The organism is Polynucleobacter sp. 39-46-10 (assembly GCF_002282275.1).
Genome location: NZ_NCJB01000258.1, coordinates 1 through 3,498, shown reverse-complemented (window position 1 = coordinate 3,498; position 3,498 = coordinate 1). Strand labels below are relative to the sequence as shown.

The 3,498-nt window shown below is 45.7% G+C and carries 3 protein-coding genes and 1 pseudogene; all 4 read right to left on the bottom strand.

Annotated elements, in window-relative coordinates; translation table 11 throughout:
• The coding region (locus B7X71_RS13895) for an efflux RND transporter permease subunit (RefSeq protein ID WP_293601050.1) at positions 1-1,413 on the bottom strand (1,413 nt) is incomplete at its 3' end.
• Positions 1,410-2,693, bottom strand: coding sequence for an efflux RND transporter periplasmic adaptor subunit (locus B7X71_RS13890; protein ID WP_293601049.1), 1,284 nt, complete (start codon positions 2,691-2,693; stop codon positions 1,410-1,412). The genes B7X71_RS13895 and B7X71_RS13890, both read right to left, overlap by 4 nt.
• Positions 2,694-2,806: 113 nt before the next feature.
• Complete coding sequence (gene rnhA / locus B7X71_RS13885) at positions 2,807-3,244, bottom strand: ribonuclease HI (protein ID WP_215303821.1); 438 nt, start codon at positions 3,242-3,244, stop codon at positions 2,807-2,809.
• Positions 3,245-3,266: 22 nt separating this feature from the next.
• A pseudogene (locus B7X71_RS13880) lies at positions 3,267-3,498 on the bottom strand (hypothetical protein); the annotation flags it as partial.

Sequence of the window (3,498 nt, the reverse complement as noted above, 5' to 3'; positions counted from 1 at the left end):
AATCGAGAGGGTGACAACAACTGCAAATTCTCTAAACAGAAGTCCGATAGGTCCTTCCATAAAAAAGAGCGGAATAAATACAGCAACAAGAGAGAGTGAGATGGAGACAATCGTGAATCCAACCTCTTTACTTCCCTTCAGCGCAGCCTTTAATGGACTCATACCACCTTCGATATAGCGCATGATGTTTTCTAGAACCACAATCGCATCATCAACTACCAATCCAACCGCCAGAGTAATGCCTAAGAGTGAAATATTGTCTAGGCTATACCCCATAAAATAAAAGACAAAAAAAGCGCCAATGAGAGAAATCGGCAAGCTAATCGAGGGGATGACGGTAGCCGCAATATTCTTGAGAAATAAGAAGATGACAAGTACAACCAATGCAATTGTCAGTATCAGCGTGAGATTGACATCGTGGATCGACTCGATAATAGACGTTGAGCGATCATTAATGAGGCTGAGCTGAATTGATTCAGGTAACTGTGCTTTGAGAGTGGGGAGCAAGCGCTTAATCTCGTTCACAACTTCTACTGTGTTTGCATTAGGCTGGCGCATCACCCCCATTGCAATTGAGCGCTCACCTTTAGCGGTCGCAAAGGTTTTAACGTCCTCATAACTCTCTTCAACGACAGCAACATCTTTGAGATAGACCGGGAAGCCATTGCGTTGCGCAACGATCAGATTGCCAAATTCTTCAGCTTTAACGAGTTGCGGATTTGCATAGATCGTAATCAACTGTCGTGGGCCATCTAGCGTGCCGATAGGACTATTGGTATTGGCTTTATTAATGGCAGCAGCCAACTCATCCATGGTGATATTGCGATTGCCTAACGCATCCGGTTGAGCGCTAACACGAATCGCATATCGTTTGGCGCCATAGACATTTACTTGTGAAACGCCGCTGATGGTGGATAGATTAGGTGCCATCAAATTTTCAGCGTAATCATTAATCTCCGATAGGCTGATGGATGGTGAGCTCATCCTGATAATGATGACTGGGGTATCCGCTGGATTGATTTTGCGATACGACGGTGGAATCGTCATCTCAATAGGTAGACGTCTTTGAGCTCGTAATAAAGCTGCTTGAACATCAACAGATGCCTTATCAATATCGCGATCATTATTAAACTCAAGGGTAACGCTGGTAGCGCCTAAGGTGCTACTTGAACTAATGATTTTGATGCCATCGATAGTAGAAAACTCTTTTTCTAAAGGCAGCGCTACAGCTGAAGCCATGTTCTCGGGTGATGCGCCCGGTAGACTTGCTGTAACCGAAATAATCGGCGTATTGAAGCTGGGTAGGGCGGCAACAGGAATCTTAAAATAAGCGACGCTTCCAGCGATAACGGTAGCTAGCGAGAGCAAAACCGTCATGACCGGCCTTCTAATACATAATTCTGAGAGCGTCATTTTGCTTGGGCTGCAGGAGTGTTGGCAGGCTTGGCTTCGCGCACTTTGCTTCCTGTCCGCAAATTTTGTTTGCCTTCCACGACAATTCGTTGACCAGCTTCTAGGCCGTTGACAACCGAAGTGCCTTGGTATTCATAGCTCACGGTAATGGGTTTGGCTGCTACCTTGCCATCCTTATCCACAATATAGACTAAGCGTCCTTTAGGATTCATGACGATCGCTTCAGATGGAATGGCAATGACATCTTTTAATGTATTCGCATTTAAGGACACACGCGCAAATTGACCAGGTAGCAACTCGTACTTCTCATTTGGTATTTGCGCTTTGACGCGAACTGCTGCTATTTGAGGATCAATTTGGTTATCGACCACCAACACTTCACCGTTGAAAACTCGTTGAGTATTGTTACCAACTGTCACCTGTACTTTCATAGGTGTACCACTCTGTTTGCTTTCTAAAAGAATGGGAATATCTTTTTCTGGAATCACAAACTGAACATTAATTGGATTAAGTTGTGTAATTGTGACCATTGAGCTGGTGGTGGAGGTCGAAGAGGCGTTGGTTGCACTGATCACTGTATTGCTAGCCTGCACCAGGGTCCCTGGGAAAACATTGATGATGCCGGCCTTTCCATCAATGGGGGAACGAATAAAGTCGAAAGAAAGTTGAACGCGAGCAGTCTCTGCAGCTGCTTGGGCTGACTTTGCATTGGCTAATGCAGTTTCTAATCCTGCTTTTGAAATGAAGTTCTTAGTAACGAGCTCCTTGGCACGTAAGTATTGTTTTTGAGCATCATCAGCTAAGGCTTTGAGCTTTTCATAGTTAGCCGTGTCAGTTCGATTATCGAGGGTAAATAAGAGTTCACCCGCTTTGACGTCTTGCCCATCTTTAATATGAATCTTGTCAACTTTATTGGTGACCATTGGGCGGATATCCACAATGCTATTGGAAACAATTGTTCCGGTAGCTTCAATGACAAGTGGAATATCTTTCTTTTCGGTCACCATGCTGGTGATAGTTTGAACCGCACCAGCTTTGCCGCTAGGTGGGAAAAAGTAGTCGTAAGCCTTTGAGCCAGCAAATAAGATGAGCGCCACAATCACAATACGCCACTTGTACTGCAATACCAAAGCTTTGCCAGTGGGGTAATCCAATTTTTGCTTTAACGAGAATGTAGGGGAGATTTTGTGCCACACTTTGCACAAGCGCGCCATGACCCAGTTTTTGAGTAATGGCAATTTGGCAACTGTTTTATCTAGCGCTGATTCTATTTTGGACACGTTCTCGAATTTTCTTGGATTTATATGGATTTGAGGCTCTTTTTGGAGCCAATTTATATCTTTTCATTCTCTCACAAGACCAGTAAAAACGGGCTTGGGGGCAATGCTTTGGCCTAAGGTAAAAATTCCTCAACACCCCGATTGGCTAGTAAGTCAGCCAACTCATTTCCAGGGTGGCCGTTGTGTCCACGTACCCAATGCCAGGAGATCTTGTGTTCAGGGATGAGAGCATCCAACTCTTGCCATAAATCCGCATTCTTGACTGGATCTTTGCTGGCCGTCTTCCAGCCTCTTTTCTTCCAACCCTCGAGCCACTCAGTGACACCTTTTTGGACGTACTGAGAGTCTGTCCAAAGCTCTACGGAGCTAGTTTGCTTGAGGGCTCGTAGCGCATGAATAACGGCGCTAATTTCCATGCGGTTATTGGTAGTGTGCTCAGCCCCACCATGCAAATGCTTCTCATGAGCCCCTGAGCGTAAAACTGCGCCCCAGCCGCCCGGGCCAGGATTGCCTTTGCAGGCGCCATCGGTATAAATCACGATATGGGGCAGGGTTTTGGTTTGAGGCATGCCGTTAATTTACTTTGTCTTGGTTATTAGCTAAGTTCTGTCTACTTTCAGTTGCCGGACTTAATTGGGAGATTGCTGGGAGCCGTAAACCCTGAACCTGGCCAATGAGCCGGATACCTTGCTGACGTTTAATGGCTGAGACCAAAAAAACAGCCCCAAAAATAGGCCACCAGCGGTTGCCAGCATGCTCCATAAAATCCATTCTGCCCATCCCTGATTCACTACTCAGGGGGAGT